The organism is Kitasatospora sp. NPDC048662, assembly GCF_055587065.1.
On sequence record NZ_JBVJHA010000031.1, the window covers coordinates 1 to 1,937 of the forward strand.

At 74.8% G+C, this 1,937-nt stretch carries 1 protein-coding gene; it reads right to left on the reverse strand.

Translation table 11 applies throughout. From position 1 onward, the window contains the following. A partial coding sequence (locus ACZ6R9_RS33755) for an acyltransferase domain-containing protein (protein WP_465542597.1) occupies window positions 1–1,922 on the reverse strand: 1,922 nt, incomplete at its 3' end. Between the last annotated feature and the right edge of the window lie 15 nt (window positions 1,923–1,937).

Consider the following 1,937-nt stretch of genomic DNA (forward strand, 5'->3'; position numbering starts at 1 on the left):
CCCTGCACCAAACCCAACACACCCTCCACCACACCCCGCGCACCCACCGCCACACCCAACCCCTCATCCACCAACCCCACCTGACACACCACCACCTCGGGAAGCGGGGCGGTGCGGTCCTCCGCGAGGAGGGCGGCAAGGTCCGGCAGCTGTTCGGAGGCGCCGGCGGACAGGCCGAGCGGGTCGGGGCCGAGCAGGGCCCAGCTGACGGGGGTGGTGTCGAGGCCGGTGAGCGGTTGCCAGTCGATCCGGTGCAGCGGCAGGGCGCGCCCGCGGAGCTGTTCCTGGTCCTGGGCGAGCTCACGGAGCGCCAGGGATTCGACGGTGGCGACCGGCGCACCGGTCGGGTCGGCGAGCTCGATCGAGGCGGTGCCGTCGGCGCGCCTGGCCAGCCGGACCCGCAGCTCGGTGGCGCCGACGGCGTGCACCTGGACGCCGGTCCAGGCGAACGGCAGCGCGCCGGGCCGGGGTTCGTCCAACTCGCCCATGGCGAGCGGGTGCAGGGCGGCGTCCAGCAACGCCGGGTGGATCGCGAAGCGCTGGGCGTCGCGCTGCTCCGCGGGCTGCAGGGCGACCTCGGCGTACAGCTCGTCGCCCTGTCGCCACAGTCCGCGCAGGCACTGGAAGGGGGCGCCGTACTCGTAGCCGAGTTCCGCCAGCCGCCCGTACGCGTCGGAGAGGTCGATCCGGGTCGCCCCGGGCGGCGGCCAGGCGCCGGCCAACGGGCCGGCGGGTCGCGGTGCGCCGCCGGCGCGGCTGACGGCACCGGTGGCGTGGACGGTCCACTCCTCGTCGGCGGCGTCGGTGTCGGGCCGGGCGTAGACGGTGACCGCCCGGCGGCCGGACTCGTCGGCCTCCGCGATCGCCACCTGGACGGCGACGGCGCCCCTCTCGGGGAGCACCAGCGGGGCGATCAGGGTGAGGTCGTCGACCCGGTCGGCGTCCACGGCCTCGGCGGCCCGGTTGAGCATCTCCAGGAACCCGGTGCCGGGCAGCAGCGCGGTACCGGACAGCGCGTGGCCGGCCAGCCACGGGTGGCCGGAGAGCGAGAGCCGGCCGGTGAGCAGGACGCCGCTGCCGTCGCCGAGTTCGACGACCGCTCCGAGCAGCGGGTGACCGGCCGTGTGCAGACCCGCGGAGCTGACGTCGGCCTGGTCGGCGACCTGGTCCAGCCAGTACCGCTCCCGCTGGAAGGGGTAGGTGGGCAGTTCGGCGGCGGGCCCGGCACCGGCCGGGATCGCGTCGCTCCAGTCCACCGGCAGACCGTTCACGAAACCCTCGGCGAGCGAGCGGCGGAACCGGTCGAGCCCACCCTCCTGCCGTCGCAAGGTGGAGAGCGTCCGCGCGGCGGCCCCGGCCGGGCCGAGGTCGGCGAGGGTCTCCTCGATGCCGACGGTGAGCACCGGGTGCGGGCTGGCCTCCACGAACCAGCGGAACCCGGCCTCGGCCAGTGCCCGCGTCGCCTCCTCCAGGCGCACCGTGTTCCTCAGGTTGGTGTACCAGTACTCGGCGTCCAGTTCCGCGCCGTCCTTGAACGTGCAGTCGACCGTCGAGAAGAACGGCACCTCGGCGGTCCTCGGCCGGACCGGTGCCAGCACGTCGAGCAGTTCCGCGCGGAGCCCCTCCACGTGCGCGGAGTGCGAGGCGTAGTCGACCGGGATCCGGCGGGCCCGCACGCCGTCGGCCTCCAGCTCGCCGAGCAGTGCGTCCAGCGCGGTCACCTCGCCCGACACCACCACGGAGCGGGGTCCGTTCACCGCTGCCACCGAGATCCGTCCGGCGTGCCGGTCCAGCCGCTGCTCGACCTCGGCGGCGGGAAGAGCCACCGAAACCATGCCACCAGTGCCCGCCAACCGCAGCAACGCCTTGCTGCGCAACGCCACCACCCGCGCCGCATCCCGCAACGACAACGCACCCGCCACACACGCCGCCGCAAT